The organism is Leucobacter sp. UCMA 4100 (assembly GCF_027853335.1).
Lineage (GTDB): Bacteria > Actinomycetota > Actinomycetes > Actinomycetales > Microbacteriaceae > Leucobacter_A.
The window spans coordinates 412843-436476 of sequence record NZ_JAFEUS010000002.1; the positions used below are offsets into that span (position 1 = coordinate 412843).

Annotated in this window: 26 protein-coding genes; 5 read left to right on the top strand and 21 right to left on the bottom strand. The window is 62.6% G+C overall.

Annotation, left to right across the window (positions count from 1 at the left end; genetic code table 11):
- Positions 1 to 5: 5 nt before the first annotated feature.
- The 6 genes from JSO19_RS02095 to rarD form a co-directional block, all read right to left on the bottom strand.
- A complete protein-coding gene (locus JSO19_RS02095) occupies positions 6 to 455 on the bottom strand; it encodes a DUF3817 domain-containing protein (protein WP_217131717.1) in 450 nt (149 codons plus the stop codon).
- 4 nt (positions 456 to 459) lie between these two features.
- Positions 460 to 1281: an SURF1 family cytochrome oxidase biogenesis protein gene (locus JSO19_RS02100; RefSeq protein ID WP_270909468.1), complete on the bottom strand. Its 822-nt coding sequence runs from the start codon at positions 1279 to 1281 to the stop codon at positions 460 to 462.
- Positions 1282 to 1403: 122 nt separating this feature from the next.
- Positions 1404 to 3056 (bottom strand): glycerol-3-phosphate dehydrogenase/oxidase, encoded by a 1653-nt coding sequence (locus tag JSO19_RS02105; RefSeq protein ID WP_270909470.1) that lies wholly within the window; start codon positions 3054 to 3056, stop codon positions 1404 to 1406.
- A gap of 5 nt (positions 3057 to 3061) precedes the next feature.
- A complete protein-coding gene (locus JSO19_RS02110) occupies positions 3062 to 4183 on the bottom strand; it encodes a GuaB3 family IMP dehydrogenase-related protein (protein WP_270909472.1) in 1122 nt (373 codons plus the stop codon).
- 15 nt (positions 4184 to 4198) lie between these two features.
- Positions 4199 to 5701: an IMP dehydrogenase gene (guaB, locus tag JSO19_RS02115; RefSeq protein WP_270909474.1), complete on the bottom strand. Its 1503-nt coding sequence runs from the start codon at positions 5699 to 5701 to the stop codon at positions 4199 to 4201.
- A gap of 61 nt (positions 5702 to 5762) precedes the next feature.
- A complete protein-coding gene (rarD, locus tag JSO19_RS02120; RefSeq protein WP_270909476.1) occupies positions 5763 to 6695 on the bottom strand; it encodes an EamA family transporter RarD in 933 nt (310 codons plus the stop codon).
- Positions 6696 to 6757: 62 nt separating this feature from the next.
- Between rarD and JSO19_RS02125 the strand changes: the two genes are divergently transcribed.
- Positions 6758 to 7342 (top strand): hypothetical protein, encoded by a 585-nt coding sequence (locus JSO19_RS02125; RefSeq protein WP_270909477.1) that lies wholly within the window; start codon positions 6758 to 6760, stop codon positions 7340 to 7342.
- Here the strand turns inward: JSO19_RS02125 and JSO19_RS02130 are convergent.
- From JSO19_RS02130 to groES, 9 genes are all read right to left on the bottom strand, one after another.
- Positions 7339 to 8376 (bottom strand): ABC transporter ATP-binding protein, encoded by a 1038-nt coding sequence (locus JSO19_RS02130; RefSeq protein WP_270909479.1) that lies wholly within the window; start codon positions 8374 to 8376, stop codon positions 7339 to 7341. The two genes, JSO19_RS02125 and JSO19_RS02130, sit on opposite strands and share 4 nt — an antisense overlap.
- Positions 8373 to 9176, bottom strand: a complete 804-nt coding sequence (locus JSO19_RS02135) for an ABC transporter permease (protein WP_217131703.1) — start codon at positions 9174 to 9176, stop codon at positions 8373 to 8375. The genes JSO19_RS02130 and JSO19_RS02135 overlap by 4 nt, the downstream gene beginning before the upstream one ends.
- A 3-nt stretch (positions 9177 to 9179) precedes the next feature.
- Positions 9180 to 10004, bottom strand: coding sequence for an ABC transporter permease (locus JSO19_RS02140; protein ID WP_217131701.1), 825 nt, complete (start codon positions 10002 to 10004; stop codon positions 9180 to 9182).
- Positions 10005 to 10013: 9 nt separating this feature from the next.
- A complete protein-coding gene (locus JSO19_RS02145; protein WP_254259223.1) occupies positions 10014 to 11102 on the bottom strand; it encodes an extracellular solute-binding protein in 1089 nt (362 codons plus the stop codon).
- 39 nt (positions 11103 to 11141) lie between these two features.
- Positions 11142 to 11615, bottom strand: a complete 474-nt coding sequence (locus JSO19_RS02150) for a DUF3830 family protein (RefSeq protein ID WP_217131700.1) — start codon at positions 11613 to 11615, stop codon at positions 11142 to 11144.
- Positions 11616 to 11647: 32 nt separating this feature from the next.
- Entirely contained in the window at positions 11648 to 12376 is a 729-nt protein-coding gene (locus JSO19_RS02155) for a gamma-glutamyl-gamma-aminobutyrate hydrolase family protein (protein WP_270909484.1), read from the bottom strand.
- The gene (locus JSO19_RS02160; RefSeq protein ID WP_270909486.1) at positions 12373 to 13863 is read right to left on the bottom strand and encodes an aldehyde dehydrogenase; all 1491 of its coding nucleotides are present in this window, start codon (positions 13861 to 13863) and stop codon (positions 12373 to 12375) included. The genes JSO19_RS02155 and JSO19_RS02160 overlap by 4 nt, the downstream gene beginning before the upstream one ends.
- 356 nt (positions 13864 to 14219) lie before the next feature.
- Entirely contained in the window at positions 14220 to 15290 is a 1071-nt protein-coding gene (locus JSO19_RS02165; RefSeq protein WP_270909487.1) for an Lrp/AsnC family transcriptional regulator, read from the bottom strand.
- Positions 15291 to 15514: 224 nt separating this feature from the next.
- Positions 15515 to 15808 (bottom strand): co-chaperone GroES, encoded by a 294-nt coding sequence (groES, locus tag JSO19_RS02170; protein WP_270909489.1) that lies wholly within the window; start codon positions 15806 to 15808, stop codon positions 15515 to 15517.
- Positions 15809 to 16048: 240 nt separating this feature from the next.
- Between groES and JSO19_RS02175 the strand changes: the two genes are divergently transcribed.
- Both JSO19_RS02175 and JSO19_RS02180 read left to right on the top strand, forming a co-directional pair.
- The gene (locus JSO19_RS02175) at positions 16049 to 16702 is read left to right on the top strand and encodes a DUF4190 domain-containing protein (protein WP_270909491.1); all 654 of its coding nucleotides are present in this window, start codon (positions 16049 to 16051) and stop codon (positions 16700 to 16702) included.
- 9 nt (positions 16703 to 16711) lie between these two features.
- Complete coding sequence (locus JSO19_RS02180; RefSeq protein ID WP_270909493.1) at positions 16712 to 17944, top strand: THUMP-like domain-containing protein; 1233 nt, start codon at positions 16712 to 16714, stop codon at positions 17942 to 17944.
- 7 nt (positions 17945 to 17951) lie between these two features.
- Here the strand turns inward: JSO19_RS02180 and tsaD are convergent, their stop codons facing one another.
- The 6 genes from tsaD to JSO19_RS02210 are packed head-to-tail and all read right to left on the bottom strand — an operon-like array spanning position 17952 to position 22164.
- The gene (gene tsaD, locus JSO19_RS02185; protein ID WP_270909494.1) at positions 17952 to 19013 is read right to left on the bottom strand and encodes a tRNA (adenosine(37)-N6)-threonylcarbamoyltransferase complex transferase subunit TsaD; all 1062 of its coding nucleotides are present in this window, start codon (positions 19011 to 19013) and stop codon (positions 17952 to 17954) included.
- A complete protein-coding gene (rimI, locus tag JSO19_RS02190; protein WP_270909495.1) occupies positions 19010 to 19486 on the bottom strand; it encodes a ribosomal protein S18-alanine N-acetyltransferase in 477 nt (158 codons plus the stop codon). Before rimI ends, tsaD begins: the two co-directional genes overlap by 4 nt.
- On the bottom strand, positions 19483 to 20133 hold the full coding sequence (tsaB, locus tag JSO19_RS02195) for a tRNA (adenosine(37)-N6)-threonylcarbamoyltransferase complex dimerization subunit type 1 TsaB (protein ID WP_270909496.1): 651 nt from the start codon (positions 20131 to 20133) through the stop codon (positions 19483 to 19485). The genes rimI and tsaB overlap by 4 nt, the downstream gene beginning before the upstream one ends.
- Positions 20127 to 20618 carry a tRNA (adenosine(37)-N6)-threonylcarbamoyltransferase complex ATPase subunit type 1 TsaE gene (tsaE, locus tag JSO19_RS02200; protein ID WP_270909497.1) on the bottom strand — a complete coding sequence of 164 codons (492 nt, stop codon included), beginning with the start codon at positions 20616 to 20618 and terminating at the stop codon, positions 20127 to 20129. The genes tsaB and tsaE overlap by 7 nt, the downstream gene beginning before the upstream one ends.
- Positions 20618 to 21757: an alanine racemase gene (gene alr / locus JSO19_RS02205; RefSeq protein ID WP_270909498.1), complete on the bottom strand. Its 1140-nt coding sequence runs from the start codon at positions 21755 to 21757 to the stop codon at positions 20618 to 20620. Before alr ends, tsaE begins: the two co-directional genes overlap by 1 nt.
- Positions 21758 to 21759: 2 nt before the next feature.
- On the bottom strand, positions 21760 to 22164 hold the full coding sequence (locus JSO19_RS02210; protein WP_270909499.1) for a holo-ACP synthase: 405 nt from the start codon (positions 22162 to 22164) through the stop codon (positions 21760 to 21762).
- Positions 22165 to 22231: 67 nt separating this feature from the next.
- Here JSO19_RS02210 and coaA point away from each other — a divergent pair, with 67 nt between their 5' ends.
- Together coaA and JSO19_RS02220 are read left to right on the top strand one after the other, a co-directional pair.
- Positions 22232 to 23197, top strand: coding sequence for a type I pantothenate kinase (gene coaA / locus JSO19_RS02215; RefSeq protein WP_270909500.1), 966 nt, complete (start codon positions 22232 to 22234; stop codon positions 23195 to 23197).
- 95 nt (positions 23198 to 23292) lie between these two features.
- Entirely contained in the window at positions 23293 to 23625 is a 333-nt protein-coding gene (locus JSO19_RS02220; protein WP_270909501.1) for a hypothetical protein, read from the top strand.
- Positions 23626 to 23634 lie beyond the last annotated feature (9 nt).

Consider the following 23634-nt stretch of genomic DNA (forward strand, 5'->3'; position numbering starts at 1 on the left):
CGTGGTTATGCCGCAACTGCGGCTTCTCGTTTTTCGAGGTAAGCGTTTACCTGCTTCGCGGTGCGCCCTTCAAGGAAGAAGGAGAGGAAGGGAATGACCCCGCCAAGCGCGAGAAGCAGGAAACGCCAGAATGGCCACCTCATCGGGCTCCACAGCATGAAGTTTGAGATGAGGTAGACCACGTAGAACCAGCCGTGAGCGATAAGAATCGCTTTGAAGAGGTTGAAGCCTTCGCGCACGAACTCTTCTTCCTGCCCCAGCGGAATCGTGGGGTAAAAGTGGAACGCACCCTGGGGTGTGTTCACAAAGAGCTCGACGCCAAAAGCGTACTTCATCACCATGACCGCGCACAGGAGCAAGAGCATGATGCCGGTCACAACCGAGGTGACCATGTAGGCCTTCAGAGCTTTGCGAATGCGAGGGAAATCTTCAATCTTGGGTTCAAGCACAGCCATGGCTCTATTCTACGCGTGCCTCACCTGATGATTCAGCCTGGAGTTGCATTAACTCGTGTTCCTTCTCCCAGGCGTCTCTCGTGAGGCGGTACCAGAAGAAGATGGCGAAGGCAGCGAAGACGATCCACTCAATCGCGTAGAAGAGGTTGAGCCAGTTGATTTTCTCTTCGGGCAGCGGCGGGAAAGAGTCGATCTTGTCGAGCCCTTCTGGGGCATCTTCTGAAACAAGGTAGCCGGCAAAAGCGGTTCCCTGCCAGGGTTCCCAGAGGTTGATCGACTGGCCCGTCGCGAGAGCCTCGTAAACGTCGAGGGGTTCGCCGGGGCCAGGAAGTACCGCGCCCTCTGAAGGCATGTAACGCCCCTCGATCTCGTGCACGGTGGTGAACGCGGGGTCGGTGTCGAGGGCTTCAAGGGCGGCCTGAGCCTCAGCTTCGCTCTCGGCCCACCCGACCGCGACGGTGAGGTGCTCGTCGGCCGCCTCGTTCTCGAAGTGGCTCACGACCCAGTAGCCCTTTTCGTTCTGGTTCATGCGCGAGCCAACGATGTACGAATCTCCGGGAACGAGACGCATCTCGTCGGTCACCATGCGGCCGCCCATGTCTTCGTTCACCGGCTGACCAGTCTTTGTGAGCTCGTGGATCTCGTAGCTCGTTTCAGAGTCGAGTGTCGTCTCGGTGAGCTTGACCGCCGTGCCCATCTGCCACTGCGCGAGACCAGCGAATCCCGCGCCGACGGCGAGCGAGAGAATGAGCGCGAGGATCCACCTCGGCCGCATCATCACTCGAAGCAGTGTGGGGTCGCCTTCGTAGTGGGGGCGCTTGCTCATGTGACTCCTGTTACTCGCAGAACCTACCCCTTGAGCCTACCCAGGTGTGGCTGAGAATTGCCGTGCGCAAACGCATGTGAGGCGTGCTACTCGCTGGCATCGCGAGCCCTCGAAGTCAGGCACTACGGGCGATTATTGCGCACCCGGTCAGCAGCCTCGTCGGTGAGCTGCAGCTGGCTCTCGATCTCGGCGGCGACGCGCTCGAGGTAGCGCTGCACCTCGGTGTCGCGCTGCTGCTCGCTCCAGTCGAGTGCGGCCGCCATAAGGTCAGCAGCGACGGGGGCGGCAGCGAGTCCACGATCTTCGGCCTCAATCGAGACGCGCGTGCGCCTCGTGAGAACGTCATCAAGGTGCAGCGCGCCCTCTGCTTCGCAGGCGTAGACGATCTCGGCGAGAAGCGTGTCATCGGCGCCAGGGAGCGTTGCCGAGAGCTCAGGCTTGGCCGCGAGGAGCTCACCAATCGCCCGCACGTCTGAGCCGTATCGACGCAGCAGGCGTTCTGACTGGCGAAGCGTGAGCCCGTGCTGCTCGGCAAAAATGGAGCGCCGGTTCCAGTGGGCGGCAAACGATTCGCCGCCGCGCAGCACCACCGTGTCGGTGACCGAAGTCGTGTGCGGGGCCACGTGATCAATGACGTCGGAGGCCATGACCCGATAGGTCGTAAGCTTTCCGCCCGCGATCATCGTGAGTCCCGGTTCGACCGTCGCAACCGTGTGCTCACGAGAGAGCGTCGAGGTGTTCTCGTCTTGACCGCTCAGCAGCGGCCTGAGGCCCGCGTACACCCCGAGCACGTCGTCACGGGTGATGGGGTGCTCGACGACGCGGTTGACCTGGTCAAGCAGGTAGTCGATGTCGGCCTGCGTCGCGGCGGGGTGAGCCTTATCGAGGTTCCAGTCGGTATCGGTCGTGCCAATGATCCAGTGCTTGCCCCAGGGCAGCACAAAGAGCACGCTCGTCGCAGTGCGCAAGAGTAGGCCTGCGTGCGAGTCGAAGCAGTCGCGTGGCACGACAATGTGCACGCCTTTCGAGGCGCGCACGCGGGGGCGGATCTCGGTCTCTGCGAGGCCGAGCACGTCGTCGGTCCACACGCCCGCCGCGATGACGATCTCTCGGGCGCGAATCGTGAAGGCCTCGTCACTTTCAAGGTCTCTTGCTACCACGCCAACAACGCGGCCGCCCTCGTGCACGAAGCCCTCGGCCCGAACGCGGCTCGCGGCGGCGGCTCCGTGATCGACAGCGGTGCGCACAGCAGAGACTACGAGCCTCGCATCGTCAACCTGGCCGTCCCAGTAGCCGAGCCCACCAACGAACGCATCGTGCTTGAGCCCGGGTGCCACGCGTTTCAGCTGCCGCCGCGAGAAGTGGCGGTGAAAGCGCATGCCGGCTTTCGTGCGCGAGGCCCTCGCGAAGAGGTCGTAGAGCAGCATGCCCGCCCCGACGTAGCAGCGTTCAATGACGGGCGTTTCGAGCGGGTACAGCAGCTTGATGGGGGTCACGAGGTGCGGTGCCAGGCGTTGCAAGAGGAGCCCGCGTTCGCTCAGCGCCTCGTGCACGAGCGAGAAGTTCAGTTGTTCGAGGTAGCGAATGCCGCCGTGAACGAGTTTCGATGATCGCGACGAGGTGCCAGACGCCCAGTCGCGTGCCTCGATGAGCCCGGTTTTGAGCCCGCGGGTTGCTGCGTCGAGAGCGGCCCCCGCCCCGGTGATGCCGCCACCGATCACGAGCACGTCTAGCTCTTCGGTGTGAAGTGAAGTGAGTGCTCGTGACCGGTTCATGGCGGTTACCGTTCTACGTGAACAATGTCGACCCGCTGGAATTCCTTCAGGTCTGAGTAGCCCGTGGTTGCCATCGCCCGTCGCAACGCCCCGATGAGGTTCGAGGTGCCGTCGGCCGAGTCAGCGGGCCCATTGATGATCTGTTCGAAGGGGGCGACGGCCCCCGCATTCATGCGAGCGCCCCGTGGCAGCTCGTCGTGGTAGGCCTCTTGGCCCCAGTGCCAGCCGCGTCCCGGTGCATCGCTCGCGCGTGCGAGTGCCGCTCCAAGCATGACCGCGTCGGCTCCGCAGGCCATCGCCTTGATGAGGTCACCCGAGGTGCCGAGGCCCCCATCGGCGATGACGTGCACGTAGCGCCCGCCCGACTCGTCGAGGTAGTCGGCGCGTGCGCCCGCGACATCGGCGATCGCCGAAGCCATGGGAGCACGAATGCCGAGCGTCGCTCTGGTGGTCGACGATGCACCGCCGCCAAAGCCCACAAGCACACCAGCAGCACCGGTGCGCATGAGGTGCAGCGCGGTCTTGTACGTTGCTGCGCCGCCCACGATGACGGGCACGTCGAGCTCGTAGATGAACTCCTTGAGGTTGAGCGGCTCCCGGTCTTCGTGCGAGACGTGCTCGGCCGAGACCGTGTTGCCGCGAATGACGAAGAGATCGACGCCCGCCTTCACGACCGTCTCGTAGTGCTCCTGGGTGCGATGTGGCGACAGCGCGCCAGCGACGACAACGCCTGCCTCGCGAATTTCCGCGAGGCGCTCCTGAATGAGTTCGCCGCGGATCGGCTGCGCGTAGACCTCACGCATCTTGCGAAGCGCCTCGGTCGGATCGGTGATCTGAGCGAGCTCTTCGAGCACGGGTTCAGGATTTTCGTACCTGGTCCAGAGGCCCTCGAGGTTGAGCACGCCGAGGCCGCCGAGCTTACCCAGCTGAATTGCCGTTGCCGGCGACATCACCGAGTCCATGGGGGCGCCAAGCACCGGAATGTCGAACTGAAAGGCGTCGATTGACCACGACGTCGACACGAGCTCGGTGTCACGCGTGCGTCGGGTAGGAACAATACCGATCTCGTCAAAGGTGTAGACACGGCGTGCACGTTTGCCTCGCCCGATCTCGATCTCAGTGCTCACGAAAAGCCTTTCTGGCTAGTTTGAATAGTTGGGGGCATCAACGATGCCCTGAATGTCGTGCGGGTGCGATTCTTTGAGGCCTGCCGAGGTGATGCGCACGAACTCGCCACGCTCTTTCAGCTCGGGAATCGTGCGGGCGCCAACGTAGAACATCGACTGGCGCAGGCCGCCGATGAGCTGGTGCGCAACCGCGCCAACCTGGCCGCGGTACGGTACCTGGCCCTCGATACCTTCGGCGATGAGCTTCTCATCGCTCGGCACGTCAGCCTGGAAGTAGCGGTCCTTCGAGTACGAGGTACGCTCGCCACGGGTCTGGAGGGCACCGAGTGACCCCATGCCGCGGTAGTTCTTGTACTGCTTGCCACCAACGAACACGAGCTCACCAGGGCTCTCGTCGGTTCCGGCGAAGAGCGAACCGATCATGACCGACGAGGCACCGGCGACGAGCGCCTTCGCGACGTCGCCCGAGTACTGGAGGCCGCCATCGGCAATCACGGGAACGCCAGCTGGAGTCGCGGCGCACGCAGCCTCGTACACGGCAGTCACCTGAGGAACACCGACGCCAGCGATCACGCGGGTCGTGCAGATCGAGCCTGGGCCAACGCCCACCTTGACCGCGTCAACACCCGCGTCGACAAGCGCCTGCGCACCCCTGCGGGTCGCAACGTTGCCGCCGATAACGTCGAGGTCACGGAACGCCGGGTCCTTCTTGATCTTTTCAATGATCTCGAGCACACCGCGGCTATCACCGTTGGCGGTGTCGACGATGAGCAGGTCAGCGCCCGCGTCGAGGAGCGCGCCCGCGCGCTGCCATGCGTCGCCAAAGAAGCCGATAGCGGCACCGACGCGCAGCCGACCCGAGTCGTCTTTCGTGGCGTTCGGGTACTGCTCTTCTTTATCAAAGTCTTTGACCGTGATGAGGCCCGTCAATTTGCCCTGACCGTCGATGAGCGGGAGCTTCTCGATGCGGTGCTCGCGGAAGATCTCGAAAGCCTGCTCGCGGCTCGTACCCGTCGGCGCGGTGATGAGCGGCATGCGCGTCATGGCATCGCCAACGCGTGTCTTTTCGCGGTCGGCCTGCTCGATAAACCGCATGTCACGGTTGGTGATGATGCCAACGAGCACCCCGGCTTCGTCGACGACGGGAAGGCCGCTCACGCGGTACTCGCCACAAATCGCGTCAACCTCGGCGACGGTCGCGTCAACCGTGGTCGTGACGGGGTCGGTGATCATGCCGGCTTCGGTGCGCTTCACGCGATCGGCCATGTATGCCTGGTCTTCAATCGAGAGGTTGCGGTGCAAAATGCCGAGGCCGCCGTTACGGGCCATTGCGACCGCCATTCGGGTCTCGGTCACCGTGTCCATCGCAGCAGAGATGAGCGGAATGCCAATACGAATGCGCTTTGTCAGTTGTGTCGCAGTGTTAGCCTCGCTCGGGATCACATCGGTGTGCCCCGGCATCAGGAGCACATCATCATAGGTGAGACCGGTAAAAGCGAATGGATCACGCTGTTCCATAGAACCTCTTCTCGAGCAGTGGCGAATAGGGCAAAACACGAGCGCCGCTCATGCGTTGTCTCTAGTCTAACGGGATAGGCCCCGTGTGTAATCCCGGGGGCTGCTCAGGCGGAGCTTTGCGCACTTGTCGAACGAGTTCGGTCACGAGAAGCGTGAGCGCAAGCCATACCGCAATGAATCCAAACCAGCGCGCCTGGCTCATCTGCTCGCCCGCGATGAAGTAGCCGTAGAGAAAGCTCATGACGGGCGTGATGAACTGCAAGAACCCGAGCGTTGAGAGTTTGAGCCTCGCGGCTGCCTCACCAAAGAGTATGAGTGGCACCGCCGTCATGACGCCGCCGAGCATCACGAGCACGCTCACCGTTGGGCTCACCGAGAAGGCTCCAAGACCCACCGTGAGTTGCAGCACGACCGCTTGCACGACCGCGAAGGGAGCAGTGAGCACCGTCTCGACGGTAAGGCCCGTGAGCCCCGAGACCTCAGAACCGAGCTCCTTGTGCAGCGCCCCATACAGCCCGAAGGTAAGCGCAAGACCGATGGCGATCGTCGGGAAGCGACCATAGCCGAGGGTGACCGCGAGCACTCCGACGCCGGCGACGCACACCGCGATCCACTGCAGTCTTGAGAGCTTTTCTTTGCGAACGAACACGCCAATAAGCACCGTCACGAAGGGGTTCATGAAGTAGCCGAGCGAGGTTTCGAGCACACGTCCGCTCATGACACCGACGACAAAGATTTGCCAATTGCCGTACAGCAGCAACGCTGAGAGCAGCAGTGTGAGCGTCAGTCGGCGGTTGCGCAGCACCCTCGCCACGTCACCCCAGCGCCGCACGAGCGAAATCGCAATGCCGCAAAACACGAGCGTGAACAGCACTCGCCACGGCACGATCTCAAACGGCCCGACCTGCATGATGAACCCGAAGTACACCGGCAAAAGGCCCCATAGCCCGTATGCCCCTACCCCGTAAGCAAACCCCGCTCGACTCTCTCGCACGGTATGTACTGTACCGTCCAGCCAGCCGAGATACGACTTTGACACGTGCTAATCTCAAGCTCATGAATATGCAGTCACATGCTCAAGCTCCCGCGACGGTTCGAAAGGTCTTCCTACACAACGACCGCCAATGGTGGTGGGTGCTCGGCGGCGTCAACGCGGCAGCGCTTGTCTTGACGATCTGCTTTCTCATGCGCCCCCTCGGCTACTCGATCGTGCCAGGCATCATGATGAGCTTCGTGCTCTTTACCGTGGTCAATGCGATCTTCGTGCCGCTGACGATTGTGAGGCTGCGAGCAGCGCTCGTGATTGATTATGCCCACGGCACGCTCACCGCTGGTGGCGTCACCCACTCGGCTGGGAATCTCCAGTCGCTCATCGAGACGACGCGAACGTTTCCGGGAACGGCACGCATGCTCACCCTCGTCTTCGCTTCGGGTGTCGTCGAGGTCCAGGTTGACGGTTTCGGCCACACCGCACGCACCAACGCGCGCGACGAGGCCCTCCTCGAATACGTGTGGCGTTGCCTGCCTGTTCCCGATCAGCACCGCTCGGTCATCATGAGCGGATCAATGCTCTCGAAGAGCCTGATCGGGAAACAGGAGGCAACAGCGTTGTTGCGCAGCTATGCGCACGCCGCTCGCTAACCCGCGATCCACACCGGGGTATCGGCTGCCCAGCCGATACACACTGGGCCAGGGTTGAGGGCAAACTGGGCCCTCGGCGTGACCACTTTGAGGCGGTGACCGCCCATCTCAACAACGTGCACGGCGTCGGCACCACGGTACACACTCGTCAAAAGGGTTGCCGCGTGAGGGGTCTCGGGCGATGCAGTAGCGGCGAGTCGAATGTCTTCTTGTCGCAACATGATGTTGCCTGATCCGTCACCAGATCCCGGCACCGTGAGCATAATCTCGGTGCCGGCCAAACGCACGGTGGCACCATCTTTCGTGCCCTCTAGGAGGTTCGCCGCGCCGATGAAGTCGGCCGCAAAAGCCGTCGCTGGAGCCGAGTAAATCTCTGCAGGGGCTGCGACCTGTTCGATCACGCCTGCGTTCATCAGGACAATACGGTCTGAGAGGCTCAGGGCTTCTTCTTGATCGTGCGTCACGAAAATGGTCGTCACGCCAAGCGATTGATGCAGCTCTTTCAGCTCGATCTGCATGTCTTCGCGAAGACGCGCATCGAGGTTTGAGAGGGGCTCGTCGAGCAGCAAGAGCCGGGGCTCGGTCGCGATGGCTCGAGCGAGCGCAACACGCTGCTGCTGGCCTCCCGAAAGCTCGGTCGGCATGCGCTTTGCGAGGTGCCCCATCTGCACGCGTTCGAGCGCATTCTGGGCGATATCGAACTGTTCTTTTTTCGAGTGCTCTTGCTCCATGCGCAGACCGAAGCGAACGTTCTCGAGCACCGACATGTGCGGAAACAGGGCGTACGACTGGAACATCATGCCGAGCTTGCGCTTCTCGGGAGGCAGATTGGTGACGTTCTCGTCGCCGATGAGAATGCTGCCGCTCGTCACGGTCTCAAGACCCGCAATGCACCGCAGCAGGGTGGTCTTGCCGCAGCCCGAGGGGCCGAGCAGCGAGATGAATTCGCCCGAGGCGACCGAGAGGTCGATGCCTCGCAACACCTGCGTGCTCTTAAAGTTTTTGACGAGGGAGTCGAGGGTGAGGGTACTCATGAAACAAACAACCTTCCGAGTCCAATAATTTTTTCAAGAATGAGGGTGAGCACCACGGTGAGCAGCACCATGAGCGTTGAGACCGCCGCGACGGTCGGAGAGGTGCTGAACTCGAGCTGGCTGTAGATCGCGATCGGCAGGGTCTCGGTCGACGGGGTGCGCAGGAAGAGCGCGATCACCGCGTCATCGAACGAGATGTTGAAGGCAAAGAAGGCTCCCGCCATGATGCCGGGTCGGGCCGCGGGCAGCACCACGAAACGGTAGCGGTTCCAGGTGTTTGCCCCCAAGGTGCGCGAGGCCTCTTCGATAAAGGGGTCTCGCCGTGCCATGACACCCGTGACGGTGCGCATCACGTACGGAATCGTGATGACCGTGTGCACGACCACGAGCACCCAGGCGCTCGGGGCGCCGAAGGTGAGCGAGACCAGCGACAGCGCGCCGATCGCGAGAATAATGGTGGGCAGTGTGAGCGGCGACATGAGCAGGCCCTGGATGAACCCAGCGCCGGGAATCGTGAACCGAGTGAGCGCGAGCGCGGCGAGCGTTCCGAGCACCGCCGCAAGAATTGCCGTTGTGACCGCGATCACAAGGCTCAGCTTGAACGGCTCAATGTAGGTGTCTTTCGTGAGCGCCTCAACGTACCACTGCAGGGTGAAACCCTCGGGTGGGAACGACAAGAAGCGACTCGTGTTCACCGAGGCGCCGGCCACCACGATGAGCGGCACGAGCATGTACAGTGCGGTGGCGACGATGAGCAGAACACCGAGCACCTTCGCAATAGTGGGAATTGATTTGACCATGGGTTACTTCTTCACCTTCCCGATGCGTGCGGTGGCAACGAGCACGAGCATGACGCCCGCGAAGAGCACGACGGCCTGCGCCGCCGCGAAGGGCCAGTTAAAGTTCGTGGTCGCGTCGACGTAGATCGTCTGGGCGAACACGGGAATCTGGGTGCCGCCGATGAATCGTGGCGTAATGAACGAGCTCACCGAGAGCACGAACACCAGTGAAGCCGCGCCGATAATGCCGGGCTTCGTAAGCGGCAGAATGACGAACCAGAGCGTGCGCCAAAAGCCTGCTCCCATGGTTCGCGATGCTTCCTCGAGACGCGGCGAGATGCCCGACATGACACCGAGAATGGTCAGTACGGCAAAGGGCAAGAGCACCTGCACCATCGCGACCACAATGCCAACCTCGGTACCGAGGAAGCCTTGCGACCCTTTCACGAGCCACTGCATGCCGGGAATCTGCATGAGCAGGCCGTTCGGGCCCATGAGCACGAGCCAACCAAAGGTACGCACAACGACACTGGTCATGAGCGGCAGAATGATAACGATGAGCAGGAACGAGCGCAGCCACGCCTTGGCCCTCACCATGATGTACGAGATCGGCAACGCGATCGCGATGGTCACGAGTGTTTGCATGAGGCCAAGGCGCAGCGAGCGCCACGCTGCTTGCAGGTGGTAGCCCGAGTCGAACAGCTTGGTGAACTGCTCGAGAGTGAACCCGCCTGCCGGCGATTGCACGCTCATGAGAAGCATGCCCGAGACGGGGGCGACAAAACCGACAACGAGCAATGCAATTGCCGGCAGTAAGAGGAACAGTGGTTCCCTACGGGTACTCTTCATGGTGTGACTTTACTGGGTTACGAGGCTGTTCCAGAGATCGGTCCACGCTGCGCGCTTCGTCGCGATCTCTCCTGGTGCATAAGTGATGACGTCGTCGAGTTCGTCGCCGGTGAGCACCTCATCGGCGATATCGCCTGAGAGCTCGGTTTTGACGTTGACGGGAGAGTAGCGCATGCGCTCAGCGAAGACCTGCTGCGCCTCGGGGCGCAGCTCGTAGTCGACAAAGAGCTTCGAGAGCTCGATGTTGTCACGACCCGAGACAACATTGGTCGTGTGGATCGATGCTCCCGCACCCTCCTTCGGCACGATAAATTCGACGGGCAGGCCGGCGTCCTTCAGCGTTCCCGCGTAGTCCATCGCGTACGGAGCAAGCCAGACGTTGCGCTGTGCAAACGCCGACTGAACATCAGGAGAGGTCGGCACGGCGATCGCATCGCCCGACGAGACGAGCTTTGCGAGTTCTGAGATGGTCGCGTCAGGCTTCTCGAGCGAGTTGCCCTGTGTCTCTGCCATGCGGAGCATCGCGATCAGCCCAAAGGTGTTCGTGAAGTCGGTGATGGCAAGGTGCTCGGCGTACGCATCGTCAAAGACGTCAAGCCACGACGTGGGGCGCGGAGCGCCAGACTCGGTATTGAAGACGAGGCCGATGGGAGCCATCTGCATGGCCGGCCCTTCCCCGCGCTCAAGGCCCGCGACGGCGACCTCTACGAGATCGTCGTAGTTCGAGAGTTCGCTCGGTTCGATAGCCTCGATGAGCCCCTCCTGCGCCGCGGTGAATTCCTGCCCGCCTGAGAAGTGCACCACATCGATCTGTGGGCTCGAGGCCTGGGCCGAAACCTGTGCGAGTGCATCGGCGCTGTACAGGGTGATCATCTCAACCTTCGCGCCGGTTTCTTCTTCGAACGGTTTCACGACGGCGTCAACGAACGCCGCTTCCCAATCGCCACCAAAGGTGGTGACCACGAGGGTCTCGCCCGCGTGGGGCTTTCCTTCTGAACCTGCGTCGCCCTTACCGCCCGAGGCGGTCTGGCTGCACGCGGCAAGCGTGAGCACGCTGAGGGCAGCTACGCCACTCAGCATCAGTTTCTTCATCTTCATGAGTCTTCTCCTTTGAACGTCGATGAAAGCGGGAGGTGTTTAGTCTTCGAGACGTCCGATAGTAATCATTTTTGCGCCGTCGACACGAATAGCAGCCGATTCCTTCGCAAAGGCTTCGAGGCCCTCGGTGATCGTTGCCCAGATGTTCACGGGGGTCCAGCCGAGAGGGCCGAGGGTACGTGCGCCGCGGTCGTAGAAAATGCCAATTTCCCACCACTCGAACGGCAGGCCGCCCATCTGCATCGGCTGCTGCCAGTACCACTGCAGATCGCCCGGAGCCGGAACAACCTGCTGGTTCTCGAAGGGTACCGTGGCGGGGTCGAAGTTCTGCGCCTCTTCGGGCAGACCCATCATAACCTCTGGGCCGGCGTACATTGCGTGCATTGTCTGCATCGTGCGAGGCTCTTCGAGCGCGCCCCACATGACCTTGCAGGTCTCGGGTGCGAGGTCTTCAAGCAGCGTCGCGATCGCGCGGGTGCCGTTTTCGTACTCGATGTAAATCTTCTTAGCCATAGTCGTGGTCTTCTTTCTGTTGAGTTGTGGTGCTACGCACCGGTGGTCAGTGTGCGAACAAAAGCGGCGAGCATGCGGTCTTCAATGGCGACCTCATCCTTCGTCTGCATCTTCTCGGGGTGCCATTGCACGCCCCAGAACTGCCATTCGGGGTCGGTCGATTCAACCGCCTCGACGACCCCATCTGGGGCTATGCCGGTGACGCGCAGGCCACGGGCAGGCATCCCAACCGATTGATGGTGGATCGTGTTGATCTCTCGCTCGGTCACGCCGTACGCTGCGGCGAGCGCCGAGGTCGCGTCGAGCGTCACCGGGTGGCGCCGGTCGAGTTGCTCGGCAGTCGAGACAACGCGCTCATGCCAGGCCGTCGGTTCGATGTCTTCGATGAGAGTGCCACCGAAGGCGACGTTTGCGACCTGAAGCCCTCGGCAAATCGCGAGGGTTGGCAGGCGCCTCTCACGTGCGGCGAGCGCGAGCGCGAACTCAAATTCGTCGCGGGCCTCGCTGTACTCTTGCTCGGGATCGGCCTGCGCCCCATAACGGCTCGGGTGCACGTCTTGTCCGCCCGTCATGACGAGCGCATCGAGGCGACCGAGAATACGGTCGACATTCGTGTCGGGCACGAGCAGCACGGGAATGCCACCCGCACGCTGCACGAGATCGACGTACTCGACGCCAACGGTGTGCGTCGGGCGGCCTGCGCCCAGGTGCGTCGGGATATCGCGCTGCCAGGTCGTAATGCCAATAAGCGGTGCGGTCATGAGAGATCAATCCAGGTCGTTTTGAGGTCGGTGAATTTGTCGATGGCGTGCAGGCTCTTGTCACGGCCGAAGCCCGAGCTCTTGACCCCGCCAAAGGGAACGGTCATGTCGCCCTCTTCGAAGCAGTTGACCCAGACAATGCCGGCTCGCAGCCTACGCGAGACAAGGTGCGCGTTCTTCAGATCGGTCGTCCAGAGCGTCGCGGCGAGGCCGAACTCGGTCTCATTCGCGATCTCGATGGCTTCGTCGAGACTGTCGAAAGCGATGACGCTCAGCACCGGCCCAAAGACCTCTTGCCTCGCGATTTCACTCTCGCGTGTCGCGTTCACGACAACGGGAGCAAAGTACGATCCGCCTTCGATCACGGCGTTCGCTTCTGAACCGCCTGCGATGAGGTCGCTCCCGCTGGCTTCAGCCCGCTCCACGAACCCAGCGACCCTGTCGAGGTGCTGGCTGCTCACGAGTGACCCCATCGGAGCATCCAGGTCGAGTGGATCGGCCGGGCGTTGCAACGCAGCGATGCGGCCCGCGATCTCAAGCGCCTCGTGAAGCCGATGGCGCGGCACGAGCAAACGCGACGCTGCCGTGCACATCTGACCCTGGTTGTAGAAGCAGCCGTGTGCGCTCGCTTCGACCGCCTTCACGAAGTCAGCGTCGTCAAGCACGAGGCTCGCGGTCTTGCCGCCGAGCTCAGGCCATACCCGCTTACCGTTCGATTGAGCGGCGTACTCGAGAAACTTACGCCCAACCGCGGTCGAACCGGTGAAGGTAATGACGTCAACGTCGGGGTGCAAGCCAAGGGCCTGCCCAGCGACGGCACCAAAGCCCGGCACGACGTTGAAAACGCCGGCAGGAATGCCCGCTTCGAAGGCGAGCTCTGCAAGACGCAGTGCTGAAGCACTCGTGTGCTCATCGGGCTTCAGCACCACACTGTTGCCCGCGGCAAGTGCCGGGGCGAGTTTCCAAGCCGCCATGGTGAGCGGAAAGTTCCAGGGCACGACCGCGCCGACAACACCGGCCGGCTCGCGAGTCACGAGTGCGAGCGAGTCTGGGGCGGTGCTCGGTGTCTCGTCGAGCACCTTATCGATCGCCTCGCCATACCAGCGGAACGAGTTCACGACGGCGCGCAGTTCGGTCTCGTACGCCTGACGAAGCGGCTTGCCCATTTCGAGGGTGATCGTGAGCGCGAGCTCTTCAGCGTGATCGGCAATGTGCTGCGCGAAAGCGATCAGCCGCTGACCACGGTCACGCGGGGCGAGGCCGGCCCAGACGCCTGAGTCGAAGGCGCTTCGAGCCGAAGCCACGGCGCGATCAACGTCTGCAGCAGAAGCTGAGACGATGCGAGTGAGCTCTTGTCCATCGCGGGGGCTCACGAGTGTCAGCTCTTCGCCAGAACCGCGTACCCATGCCCCATCGATAAACAACTCGTTGCGAAGCGTGAGATCAGATCGAAGGCGATCCCACGAAACGGTGGTCGCTGTAAACACTGGTTTTCCTCCTCATTGAGAGTGGCGGTAAGAACGCCGCGCTTCGGCGGCTGTAAAACTCACTCCAGTATGCACGCACCTCGCCAGTTTTGCAAACTTTATGATTCATTTCGGCCACACAGGACATTTATGTCACCATTTCAGCCGAATAAAAGCGGCTGGAGTCGCCGCGGCAACACTCGAGCGAAGGCAAGGTATTCCGAGCTCGACCGAGCTGGCGCACCCCTCCGCAGAGCCTCCGCCGAGGGCACACCCGTTGCGCCCCACGAGAACCGCCCCGGCAGAGAGGCGATAGCTGTGCGCACGCCAGAAGCCGCCCTTCACGGCAGGCGGCACACCGTCATCACCGAAGTCGGTTACGAACCAATCGCTCCAGCCGAAGGCCGCACGACCGGCACGATGCCCGTGCTCGCTTCAGGCCCCTCGTCAACACGCAAAGAGCCACGCAAGAGCGGGGTGAGCACGACGAGCATGTCGAGCACCTCAAGCCCCTCGTGGCATGTCACCTGTTCACCGGTCACAAACTCGTACAGTGCCGTCTCGTCGGCCACAATGACGTTGGCAAGCAGCTGCGAAGCTCCCGTGGTGGCAACAATAAACTTAATTTCACTCGCGTGAGCAAGGGACTGGCCAAAGGCCTCGACCTTATCCATGGGCGCCTTAAACCACACGAGGGCTTCCATACGCAGGCCGAATACCGCCGGAACCACCTCCGTGCGCGGGTGCATAAGCCCCCTTGCCGTGAGCGACTCCATACGTCGACGCACCGTGGCCGAGCTCACGCCCAGCTGGCTCGCGAGCTGCGCAACCGGCATTCTGCCGTCGTGCAGCAACAGGTCGATGAGGGCGTCTTCTTCCTCTGAGATCTCACCTGCCAAGTCAGCATCGACCTCGGCGGTCTTCTTGAGCGCTTGTTGTTGCTCGCTCGTCAAGATTCCGGGCTCCCAATCGTGGCCCGAGCGAAAGAACTTCAGCACCGTTACGGCGTTGATTGAAGTGATGCCGCTCATCTCAGGGATCTCACTGTAGAGCAGCTCGCGCACCGCTTCTTCGCTGCGCGGCAGCATCATGCAAGCGACATCGTTACTGCCCTCAAGCACCGAGACCGATGAGGCAATGCTCTTGCTCGCGAGCTCCCGGGCCACACCCCAGAGATCACCCGGGGTCGTCGTAACCCTCAAGACAACGGCTCTCGCGTGCAGCACCCGACTGACGTCAACGTACGTCGAAACCCTCACCAGGCCGCGGTCAAAGAGTTGTTGGCCACGCCGAGCAACCGTTCGCTCCGGTAGCTCAAGGGCCCTCGCGACCTCGCCCCAGGATGCTCGCCCGTTAATTTGCAGAGCGGCAGCAATGAGTTGGTCAGTTTCGTCGATTGTTTGCTCGTGCACGCGAAGCGCCTCACCCTTCCAACTCAAAACGGTCATTTACCTAACAGTAATGCACACCGGCCCTAAAGATGCGAGCACCGCGCGTTGCGGATGGCGCATTTGCTCCCTCAGCAAAACTCCCATGGCGCAATTGACCGGATTCCGAGCGAAATTGGCACCATTTGCGACTTCACCCTACGCCTCCCCCAAAGACACACAAAGGGCCGCACCGAATTACGGTGCGGCCCTTTGGCGGCAGTACGCCGAAAGCGTTGAGCGCGTTACTTTACGACAGCGAGAACGTCGCGAGCCGAAAGCACGAGGTACTCTTCGCCCTGGTGCTTCACCTCGGTGCCGCCGAACTTCGAGTAGATCACGCGATCACCGACGTTAATGTCAAGGGGAATGCGGGTACCGCTGTCAGCAACGCGGCCTGGGCCCACGGCAACAACTTCACCCTCCTGGGGCTTTTCTTTCGCACTGTCAGGGATAACAAGGCCCGATGCAGTGGTCTGCTCAGCTGCAGTCTGCTGAATGACAATACGATCTTCGAGCGGCTGAATAGCGACCGACACGATGTCCTCTTTTCTTCACAGTAACAGGGGCTACGTCGAAACCCCGACGCAGTTCAGATCAAGTAAGCACTCTCATAGCGCGAGTGCTAATGCTCAAGTCTAGTGACACGTTAGCACTCACGCAAACAGAGTGACAGTTTTTCGCATTTCTCACCCCACACACTCAGGATATGTGGGAAAATGGTCGCCGGCGCGCCAGCATTCTGGCTGCACCCCCACCCCCGAAAGGACCAAGGCTCGATGACAAACGACGAGTTCCCACAGCAGAACGCGCCCGAGGAGAATCCCGCGGAAGAGGCGCAGGCTCCGGAGGCTCCCGCAACGACTCCCGCGGCAACCGATGCCCCCGGTTACACTCCTCCGGTCATCCCCTCTGCCCCTGAAGCAAGCGATCCGCTCACCCCGTCGGCTGCGCCGACGTACGCCCCTCCCGTCTTCCCCTCGGCACAGACCACGGGCGCTCCCACCTCTGCAGAGCCTGCAGCACCGACCTATGCCGCACCGCTGACGCCGCCAGCCCCGGCAGCAACGCCCGAGGCAGCAACCGCACCGGCATACGGCGCAGCTCCCGCGGCCCCGCCAGCGTACGGCGCTCCCGTCGCTACCGCGCCCGCGTACAGCACGGGCGTCGAAGGTACACCGCAGAGCGCCAAGACGAACGTGTGCGCAATTCTTTCACTGGTATTCGCGTTTGTCTTCCAGATCGCTGGTATCGTGCTGGGCCACGTCGCCCTCAGCCAGATTAAGAAGACCGGCGAAGAAGGCCGTGGCCTCGCAATTGCCGGGCTCATCATCGGCTATGTGCTGTTTGCTCTCAGCATCATCGCCGTCATCGTCTGGGTACTGGTCGTCGCGGCGTTCATCGCCTCAGAACCCAGCGGCTACTACTACTAAGCACTCGACGTGCGCACTTCAACGCCCGACCCCGGATGGGAGAATCTCCTTTCCGGGGCCGGGCACTCTCTTATCGCCGAGGCAACCGCAATGCATGCCCGCGGTGAGAGCCTCGATCGCATCGGCCTGACCCTCCGCAAAGACGGGCATGCAGGCGATGTCGTCGCAGCCGCCCTCACACAGGTGCAGTTGCGCGAAAAAGCGGCCGCCAAGTTTGGTGACGCCGCAAAGAACATGCTGTTCACCCAGGCTGGCCTCGAACAGGCAAGTCGTGACGTTGTCGCCCGTGAACACGCAGCGCGCTTCGTTCGGGCCGGAGCCACGAGCGTGAGCGACCTTGGCTGCGGGCTCGGCGCCGAATCTCTCGCCTTCCTCAACGCCGGCATGAACGTGCGGGCCGTCGAGATTGACCCTTTCACCGCCAAACTCGCAGCGCACAACCTCTCGGCTGCGGGCGCTCGGGCCTCACACGAGGTCATCACCGGAGATGCAGAGCTGCTCGGGCCGGGCGGTTCAGATGCGGCGTTCTTCGACCCCGCCCGGCGCACCGCCGGGCACCGCGACACGCGACGAATCGCCTCGCCCGATGATTACTCACCGTCGTTGACGAACGCGTTTAGCGTCGCCTCCACTCTCCCCACGGGCATCAAACTCGGCCCTGGCTTCGAACGAGAGCTCATTCCCGAAGAAGCCGAGGCGCAGTGGGTCTCGGTCAACGGCAGCGTCGTCGAGACGGCTCTCTGGTTCGGAGCCACCCGCTCTGGCGAGAACCGCCGCTCAGCCCTGCTCTTCTCAGATCGTGGCGCAGCGATCGAACGCAACGAACTGAGCGCCCCTGCTGACTCGCTCGACGCGGGAATTAGCGGCGTGCGAGAGTATCTCTATGAGCCCGATGGCGCCGTGATCCGCGCAAGACTCATCGGGCTGCTCGCAGAGCGGCTCGACGCCACGATGCTCGACGAGCACATTGCGTATATGGTCGCCGATCACCTGACCCCTACCCCGTTCGCGAGCGCGTTTCGAGTCATCGACGAGCTGCCCTCGAAAGAGAAGCAGCTGAAACGCGCCCTGACCGAACTCGATGTCGGCACGGTCGAGATCAAGAAGCGCGGCGTCGCAGTCGACCCGGCCGAACTGCGCAAGCGCCTGAAGCTTAAGGGGTCGCAGAGCGCGACGATCGTCATGACGCGCATCGGCGAGCGGCACGTGACCTTTCTCGTCGAGCGCGTGCCCACACACTAGGCCCGCACTACACCTGAATGTCGGTCACCGGCAGGGTCGAGTCGGCTCCGAACGCAAGACCCGAGGGTTCCTTGCCCGCAGCGACAAGCTGAGCGCCGAGAAACGCGATCATGGCACCGTTATCGGTGCAGAGCGAGAGCGGTGGCACGCGCAACTCGATCCCGTTTGCCTCGGCACGCTCAGCGGCGAGCTCACGCACGCGAGCATTGGCGGCGACGCCGCCTCCGAGCAGCAGCCGCGGCACGCCATGCGCCTTGCAAGCGGCGATAGCCTTCTGCGTGAGCACGTCGGCGACCGCCTCTCGAAAACTCGCGGCGACGTCGGCCACGGGAACCTCGGTTCCCTCGTCGGTGGCTTTTTCGACCCAACGCGCGACCGCGGTCTTGAGCCCCGAGAACGAGAAGTCATACCGATGGCGTTCGAGGTCTTTGGGCAGGGTGAGGCCGCGAGGAAAGCGGATCGCGGTCGGGTCGCCCTCGGCGGCTACCCGGTCGATGTGCGGCCCGCCGGGGTACGGCAGCCCGAGCAGCCTTGCGACCTTGTCGAAGGCTTCGCCTGCCGCATCGTCAATCGTTTCACCGAGGAGTTCGACGTCGCTCACGAGGTCACGCACGAGCAGCAGAGAGGTGTGCCCACCAGAAACGAGCAGCGCGACGGTGGGAAACTCGGCCGGGGTCTCGGCTGAGTCGATGAGGTCTGCGCCAACGTGCCCCACGAGGTGGTTGACGCCGTAGAGTGGTTTGCCGGTCGCGAGCGCGAGCGCCTTCGCCGCCGAAACACCAACCATGAGGGCGCCGGCGAGACCTGGACCTGCCGTGACCGCGATCCCATCGAGCTCGTCGAGGGTCACGCCGGCTTCGGCGAGCGCTTGTTCGATCGTCGGGGTCATCGCCTCGAGGTGTGCGCGGGCAGCGACCTCGGGAACCACGCCGCCGAATCGAGCGTGCTGCTCCATCGATGAGGCGACCGTATTGGCGAGCAGTGTCGTGCCCCGAACAATACCGATGCCGGTCTCATCACAGCTCGTCTCGATGCCGAGAATGAGTGGTTGCTGCGGTTGAGTAGTCACTCGCTCGCCTCCTGAAGCGTACGGTTGCACATGATCAGTGCGTCAATATTGTCTGGCTGGTAGTACCCGCGCCGAACCCCGATGTGTTCGAAGCCCGAACGCTCGTACAGGGTGATCGCGACGGGGTTGTCGGCCCGCACCTCGAGAAACACGCGGGTGGCACCGAGGGCAACCGCGTCTCGCAGCAGCCGGTGAAGGAGCTGCTTACCGAGCCCGCGGCCCCGGTATGACTCGGTGACCGCGATGGTTTGCACGTCACCGTCGCCGCCGACCGAGAGCACGCCACCGTAAGCGACGATACTGCCCTCGTGCTCGATCACGGTGTATGCGCGGTATGGCCCCTCGAGTTCTTCACGAACCATCTCCTGGGGCCAAGCCGTCGAGCCGAAGAGCTCACGCTCGAGCAGTGCGATGGCCGTGGCGTCGTCGCTCGTCGCGTCGCGCCACACAAGCTCGGTACTGTCGGTCGTCACGAAGAGACCCGCTTCACCGCGGCGGGTGCCTTGACGTCTGGCTGGCGCAGGTAGAGCGCTTCGGGAGCTTCGAACGCGGCTCCTGCCGCGAGACGCCTAGCCGCAACCTGGAGCAGCTTGGCGGCCGAGACTCGCTCGGGCCACACCTCGTGCTCGGCTGGCTCGTAGCCCTCGCGGGCTTCAATGCGTGGCCCGCCGGTGAGCACGGGAACCCCAGCCCAGTCGAGCGCGGCATAGTCGCTCACAAACAGTTCTCGTCGCTTCGCGTCTTGCACGACCCTGACCGAGGCCGCTGCCCCGGTTTCGAGTACCTCGAGCGCGGCAGCGTCGTGGCTCTTCACCGGCAGAAGTGGTGCCGCGACACCGAGCGCGAAGGTCTGCGCCGCGGCAATGCCGACGCGCAACCCGGTGAAGGGGCCGGGGCCAACGCCCGAGACCACACCCGTCACATCTTTCGGGTTCACGCCGGCCGCCTTGAGGCTCTCGTCGAGCAACGTGCCGATGACCTCTGCGTGCCCCCTGGGGTCGTCGCTCGACGCTTGCCACACCCGCCCGTCGCGGCACACCGCAACGCTCGAGCCGAGTGACGAGTCGAACGCAACGAGCACGTGCCCGCCAGTCTCTTGAGCTGCGATCTCGACTACCACGTGATTCCTTCTTTCCACCGCTCGCCGTACCCCTCGAAGAGTATGCCGCGAGCTTCGATTGCTTCTTCGCCCGTCTCAACCTCTGCGCCGGTTTGCCTGGTGAGCGTGATCTCGAGCAGGTTCGGCAGATCGTCGATCATGCCCTTGCCCCACTCAATGACCACGGCCGCGTGTTCGAAGTCGAGATCGAGATCGTCGAGCTCTTCGGGCCCGCCGAGCCGATAAGCGTCAACGTGCACGAGCTCGGGACCGCCCCTCAGCGACGGATGCGTTCTCGCAAGCACAAACGTAGGGCTCGTCACCTGACCGCGCACGCCCATTCCCTCCCCGATGCCTCGGGTGAGGGTGGTCTTGCCCGCACCGAGCGCGCCGGTGAGCATCACCACGTCGCCCGCTTTGAGGGTCTCGCCGATCGCGACCCCGAGGTCGTGCATGGCCTCGGGGGTCGCAATCTCGGCTTCATGCCGCCAGGTCGCCTGTTGCATTACTCGGTTTCAACCCACTCGCGTGCCACGCGAACGCCGATGCCGGTGGCGATCTCGTAGTTGATCGTGTCGGCGAATGCGGCCCACTCGTCCATCGAGGGCGCTCCCTGCTCTGGGTCGCCGAACAGCGTGACCGGCTCGCCAAGATCGATCTCAGCGGCCTCGTCACCGAGCGGTTCAAGGTTCATCAAGAACTGGTCCATGCTGATGCGCCCCACGATCGGGCAACGCTTGCCTCGAATAACGGCGCTCGCCCCAGCACCGCTCAGCGCGCGACGAAGCCCGTCGGCGTAGCCGACCGGAACGAGCGCGAGACGCGTTGCGCTCGGCACTCGATAGATGTAGCCGTACGAGACGCCGGCGCCAGCTTCAACATCGCGGATCGCCGCCACCTGCGCCCGCAGGGTCATCGCCGGCCGCAGCCCGATCTCTGCCGAGGTCTGGTCGTCGAAGGGGCTCAGCCCGTAGGTGAGCAACCCCACGCGCACGGTGTTGTAATAGAGGTGCGGTGAGGTGAGCGTCGCGGCGCTCGAAGCCATGTGCAAGTATTCGGGCTCGATGCCCGCTTCACGGAGCGCGACGATCGCGCGCTCGAACTGCTCCTGCTGCAGGCGGTCTTCGGTGTCGTTGGTGTTCGAGATGTGTGTGAACATGCCACGCACCTTGACCAGGCCTTCGTTTTCAAGCTGCTTCGCGCGCGCAAAGAGTGATGGCCAGTCTTCGGGTGAGGCGCCATTACGGCTGAGTCCGGTGTCAAGCTTCAGGTGCAGCTCAGCAACCTTGCCAGCTTTCGCCGCAGCCGCAGCGAGGCGCTCAAGCTGAGATTCAAAACCGATTGCGAGCGTAATATCTCGGGCAACGACCTCGTCGAAGTCGCTCGAAGGCCCGTGAATCCAGCACAGCACCGGGGCGGTGATGCCGCCATCGCGCAGCGCGTAGGCCTCTGAGAGGTCGGCTACACCGAGCATCGTCGCGCCCGCTTCGAGGGCGGCTTGCCCAACGGGAACCGCGCCGTGGCCATATGCGTTGGCTTTCACCACGATGATCACGTTGCCCCCCGTGCGGTTCTTAATGAACTGCACGTTGTGACGAATCGCGTCGAGTGAAACTTCTGCGGTGCGCAGTGCGCTGCCGGTCATGGCTATCTCTCTTTCCTACCGTATTCAATAATCACAAAGGCCGTTGCCACCCCACCGTCGTGGGTGAGTGATAGGTGCGGCCATGCATAACCTCGCTCGCCCAGCACTGCGACGAGCTCCGGGGTCGCTGAGAAGGCAGGCTTCTCACCGCGTACCCGGAGCACCTCAAGGTCGTGCCAGTTAATGCCCTCAGAGCCCCCCAGGGCTTTGATCAGCGCCTCTTTTGCGGCGAAACGGGCCGCGAGTGAACGGGTCGGTATCTCTCGCTCGTCTGGGGTGAAGAGCCGCTCGCGCAGAGCGGGGGTTCGCGCCAGCTGTTTCTCAAAGCGTTGAATATCGACCGTGTCTACCCCAATTCCTGCCACAGCCGCGTGTGGCACGGCAGAAGACGAGGGTTCGGCATGCATGCCAACAGTTTATCGGCTCGGTAACGAGTGCGCGATGTCAGGAAGCATGTGGCACGATAGAAGCACTATGTCTGGGCTAAATACTGACACCACAGCCATTGTCAAACACAGTGACGTGTCACCCTTTATTGAAATCAAACGCGACGAATGGGCGCGGCTCGCTGGCGAAACCCCGATGCCGCTCACCGAGAGCGAGATCGAAGCCTTCAGAGGGCTCGGGGTGAGCCTCGACCTCACCGAAGTCACTGAAATCTATCGACCCATCTCACGCCTCATCAATCAGTACGCAATCGGCGCCTACGAGATGCACCAGCGCACCCGCCAGTTTCTGCAACTCGAAGACAAGAAAACCCCCTACGTGATTGGCATCGCCGGCTCGGTCGCCGTCGGCAAGTCGACCGTTGCCCGCATTCTTCGCGATCTGCTTGCGAGATGGCCCGAGACCCCCCACGTGCAGCTCATCACGACCGACGGTTTTCTCTACTCGAACGCTGAGCTCGAGCGCCGGGGTATCGCACACCGCAAAGGCTTTCCAGAGTCATACGACCGCAAGAACCTGCTGCGCTTCGTCACGCAGGTCAAGAGCGGTGCTGCCGAGGCAGTGGTGCCGCACTACGACCACCTCATCTACGACATCGTTCCTGGCGAGCACACCGTCGTGAAGCAGCCAGACATTCTCATCGTCGAAGGACTCAACGTCTTGCAGCCGGCCTCAAACGAGCACCCAATCTCGGTGAGCGACCTCTTCGACTTCTCGATTTACGTTGACGCGCGAACAGCCGACATCGAACACTGGTTCACCGAGCGTTTCTTGAATCTCAAGGACCAGGCGTTTAGCGACCCCAACTCCCACTTCAAACGCTTCGCGGGTCTCAGCAACGACGAGGCCCGAGCCCTCTCGAAGGAATTTTGGCGTGGCATTAACGAGCCAAACCTCGTCGAGAACATTCGGCCCACCAGGGCACGCGCATCGTTGGTGTTGCGCAAGGGCCGCGATCATCGCGTGAACAAGGTGCTCCTGCGCAAGCTGTAGTTGCGGCCTTGAGCGGCCCCTTTGACCCCTTGGCGCTCCCGTGCAAGCCTGGAATGAGTGCCCAGGCGACTACAGACGACTGAGGGGAGAGTGCCGTGATGACCACTGAGGAGCAACGAACAGCGACGCAGGGCGAGCGTGGCTTGCTTCGTTCCACCCCCGCCGCCCCGGTCATCGCTGCCCTGCTCATTGTTGCCGCGATTTCGCTCGGGCACACCGTGCTTCAGCACTTCGTGAACACCGGCATCCCCGAGAACCCCTTTATCGGCACACTAGCGCTCGCACTCGCCATCGCGCTGTATGCCTTCACGCGAGCCCGAAGGCACCGCTTTTGGCGCGATCGGCCAGCGCTTACCGTGGTACTCCTGCTCGTGATATTCGCGGTGCTCACCGTGGCGCAACTCGCAGTACTGCGCATGCTCCCGTAGGGCGGGCGC